This window comes from Flavobacterium sp. ACAM 123 (genome assembly GCF_000264055.1).
In the GTDB taxonomy this organism is placed as follows: Bacteria; Bacteroidota; Bacteroidia; order Flavobacteriales; family Flavobacteriaceae; genus Flavobacterium.
The window spans coordinates 1-3958 of the sequence record NZ_AJXL01000182.1; the positions used below are offsets into that span (position 1 = coordinate 1).

Consider the following 3958-nt stretch of genomic DNA (forward strand, 5'->3'; position numbering starts at 1 on the left):
TTTTTACTTTTAAATGTCCAATTCTATAGAGCCTTCAAACCTATTACTCACTTTTAGTGGGACGCTTTCAGCGAGACAATCTGTAAGGATTTTTATTGTGACTACACTTTGTCAAATATATTTTTTTATAAACTTTATGACCCAATATTTGTCACTCTGAAAGAGTTTCTGCATTTATTACTACCTATTTCTAAAGCGCTTTCATCGAGACAAACAGTGTAGAGTTTGAATTGCTAATCAACAGTATCAATTACTTTTTCTCAAACCTTATAATCCAATACTTATCACCCAATATTGTCACTCTGAAAGAGTCTCTACTTTCCTTAATCACAATTTCTGAGACGCTTTCAGCGTGACAAACGAAGTGGAAATTTAAAACTTATCATAGCACCATTGTCAACTGAATTCTTTTTCTATCCTCATCTACCTCCGTGACTTTGACGATAACATGCTGATGCAACTTTACTACTTCATTGACATCGCTTACAAAGCCTGCTTTGAGCTGGGAGATGTGAACTAAACCACTTTCTTTAACCCCTATATCAACAAAACAACCAAAATTAGTGATGTTGTTGACAATTCCCGGTAGAATCATTCCTGACTTTATATCTTTAATCGATTTTACATTCGGATCAAACTCAAAAACCTTTGCCGACTTTCTGGGATCTAATCCTGGTTTTTCAAGCTCTTTGATAATGTCTTTTAAAGTTAATAACCCTATTTCTGGAGTGATGTAATTCTCCAGTTTTATCAAGACTGTTTTTTCTTTATTGGCAATTAAATCGTTAACGGTCAATTTTAAATCTTTGGCCATTTTTTCCACTATTCCATAGGCCTCTGGGTGAACAGCCGAATTATCTAACGGATTTTTAGCGTTCGAAATCCTAATAAAAGCCGCTCCTTGTTGGTATGCTTTTTCACCTAGTCGAGGTACTTTTTTCAATTGCTTTCTATTTTCGAAAGGACCATTTTCTGAACGATAGTGCACAATATTTTCGGCAAGCTTCTCTCCTATTCCACTCACATAACTCAGTAAGTGTTTACTAGCGGTGTTTATGTTTATTCCAACGGAGTTTACACAACGAATTACAGTATTGTCTAATTCTTCTTTCAATTTAGTTTGATCTACATCATGTTGATATTGGCCTACGCCAATGGCTTTTGGGTCAATTTTAACCAATTCAGCCAAAGGATCTGACAGTCGTCTCCCGATAGAAACCGAACCACGAACAGTAACATCGTAATTTGGAAACTCTTCCCGAGCAATTTTGGATGCTGAATACACCGAAGCTCCAGCTTCTGAAACTATAAATACCTGAACCGGTTTATCAAATGCGATTTTCTTGATTAAAAACTCTGTTTCACGGGAAGCCGTTCCGTTTCCTATCGAGATTGCATCTATTTTATACGAGTTCACCATCGAACGAATTTTTTTAATCGCCATCGCTTCCTCTTTTTGGGGCGCATGCGGATAAATAGTTTCATTATACAATAAATCACCTTTTTCATCCAAACAGACAATTTTACAACCGGAGCGAAATCCTGGGTCAATCGCCAAAATTCTCTTTTCGCCTAAAGGTGGCGCTAATAGCAATTGTCCTAAATTATTGGCAAAAACCTGGATAGAATTTATGTCCGCTTTAGATTTAGCTTCCTGTAAGGTTTCATTTGAAATAGCCGGATTCAATAATCTTTTAAAACTGTCTTCAATAGCAAGTTGTATGTGCGGGGTAGTTTTGTTTTGACTTTTTAAAATCACCGCATCTATACTATCGTAAGCGGCATCAACATCAACCTCCACTTTTAATTTTACAAAACCTTCGTTGACCGCGCGAAGCATCGCTAATAATCGATGAGACGGTGCTTTACTTAATGGTTCTGACCAATCAAAGTATTGATCAAATTTTTGTGCTTTTTCCTCTTCTTTTTGCTTTTTTACTACCTTGGTGTTGATAGTTGCTGTACGCTGATAAAGGCGTCTAAGTTGTTTACGAACATAAATATTTTCATTTATCCATTCCGCAATAATATCTCTTGCCCCTTGCAAAGCGGCATCTTCATTAATGATATTATCGTTTAAATACTGCGTAGCCATAAAATCAACATCTTCATTATTTTGCGCCAAAATAATTTTAGCCAGTGGCTCTAAGCCGTTTTTACGGGCGACGTCTGCTTTCGTTATTTTTTTCTTTTTATACGGCAAATAGAAATCTTCAAGTTCCTGTATATCAAAACTTTTATCAATTTTAGCAAACAACGATTCGTTCATACCGCCTTGCTCCATGATTGATTTTAAAATAGCGTCTTTACGTTTTACGATGGCTTCGTACTCTTTTTGAAATTTCGCTATATTTTCAATTTGAACTTCATCAAGGTTTCCAGTGGTATCTTTACGATAGCGAGAAATAAACGGAATCGTACAATCTTCTTGTAATAATCGGACGGTTTTTTCAATATTAGTTGCTGCTGTCGCAACTGATTTTGATATAAATTGTATGTTAGTCATTTTAGTTTTTTTCGAACAGCTAAAATAATATCTTTGGAACTTAAATTGAGTTAAATGGTTATTTTATTCTACTATTTTTTAATTGTTAATCTAATTGCTTTTATTTTAATAGGCTACGATAAATATCTAGCCAAAAACCATAAAAGTCGCATTTCTGAGAAAACACTTTTAGCTTTTGTATCAATTGGAGGAACAATAGGTTCCGGATTTGCAATGCTTGTTTTTAGACATAAAATATCAAAAAGAAGTTATATTTTGAAGTTTTGGTTCCTTATTGTTATACAAATACTCCTCTTTTACTTTCTTTATCACTATAATCTTATAGAGAAAATAACATTATAAAATCGAAGTACTTACTCTTTTTATTTCTTTGAAAGTCGCTTCAGGACAGAGTTTTACAAAAGCAGTTGGGAATTTACTTTTTGATTTTCCAACCTTTTAAATAATTTCCCTTGCAATTGTTTTTCGATATAGATAAAAAAACGTCAATACATTCAATATATTAATTAAATTGACGTTAACGCGGTCCTTACAATAAAATGAACTGCTAATGATAATAAAAAAAAAGCCCAATAATCGTAAAATTATTGGGCTGTTTTTTTAAAATATTTAATAGAAAAAATCGCGATTTATAAAATTAACAACAGGCAATTTTATTCACTCTGTTTTGGTGTCTACCTCCTTCAAATTCCGTATTTATAAAAGTTTCTACCATCTCTACCGCTTGTGGAATAGAAGTATAACGAGCTGGAATACTAATAATATTAGCGTCATTGTGTTGACGCGCTAAAAAAGCTATCTCTTTCATCCAACATAAAGCAGCACGTACTTTTGGATGTTTATTTGCAGTCATCGCAATTCCATTGCCGCTTCCGCAAATAACGATTCCAAAATCAGCATTTCCTTCAGCTACATCAGTTGCAACAGGATGACCAAAATCAGGATAATCGACACTATCTGTTGAATCCGTTCCATAATTTCTTACCTCGTATCCTTTTGCTTTAAGCATATCTAAGATAGCTTTTTTATATTCGGGACCAGCGTGGTCATTTCCAATTGCTATTTTCATTTTATTTGTATTAAGTTGTGCGCTGCAAATTTACCAAAACAATTTTGTATTATTAAAGTATAGAATTCTTTATTTGTAAAAAACAACTACGGGTATTAGTCCTCTATTTTACTGGACCTTAACAAGCACATTACTAATGCCGTAATGGTTATTAACAATTTTTATAATTTCATAAAATATTGATAATCAATAAATAATATAAATTTAAAATGTTAAAATTTTGCATTGTTAATAGAGAAACGCAATTGCTTGATATTCAGTTAACTTTAAATTAACATTGATTGTTGATAACTTCAGATAGAATATTAGAACTATTTTTCTGTAGTATTAAAAAAATAACTAATCCAAAACCCATATTAGAAATCCAAATTTACTTTAGTGAT

At 33.1% G+C, this 3958-nt stretch carries 3 protein-coding genes; 1 reads left to right on the top strand and 2 read right to left on the bottom strand.

What is annotated here, in order from left to right:
* Positions 1-382 precede the first annotated feature (382 nt).
* Positions 383-2506, bottom strand: coding sequence for a Tex family protein (locus A3SG_RS0117815; RefSeq protein WP_016991350.1), 2124 nt, complete (start codon positions 2504-2506; stop codon positions 383-385).
* 54 nt (positions 2507-2560) lie between these two features.
* On the opposite strand from A3SG_RS0117815, the gene A3SG_RS0117820 reads away from it, so the two are divergent.
* Positions 2561-2848 (top strand): DUF1294 domain-containing protein, encoded by a 288-nt coding sequence (locus A3SG_RS0117820; RefSeq protein WP_016991351.1) that lies wholly within the window; start codon positions 2561-2563, stop codon positions 2846-2848.
* A 295-nt stretch (positions 2849-3143) separates the two neighbouring features.
* On the opposite strand, the gene rpiB is transcribed toward A3SG_RS0117820, so the two are convergent.
* Positions 3144-3575 (bottom strand): ribose 5-phosphate isomerase B, encoded by a 432-nt coding sequence (gene rpiB / locus A3SG_RS0117825; RefSeq protein ID WP_016991352.1) that lies wholly within the window; start codon positions 3573-3575, stop codon positions 3144-3146.
* Positions 3576-3958: the final 383 nt, after the last annotated feature.

Bases quoted from the DNA above. Each gene is read 5' to 3' on its own strand.
- A3SG_RS0117815 (WP_016991350.1), bottom strand. From the start codon at position 2,506: ATGACTAACATACAATTTATATCAAAATCAGTTGCGACAGCAGCAACT.
- A3SG_RS0117820 (WP_016991351.1), top strand. From the start codon at position 2,561: ATGGTTATTTTATTCTACTATTTTTTAATTGTTAATCTAATTGCTTTT.
- rpiB (WP_016991352.1), bottom strand. From the start codon at position 3,575: ATGAAAATAGCAATTGGAAATGACCACGCTGGTCCCGAATATAAAAAA.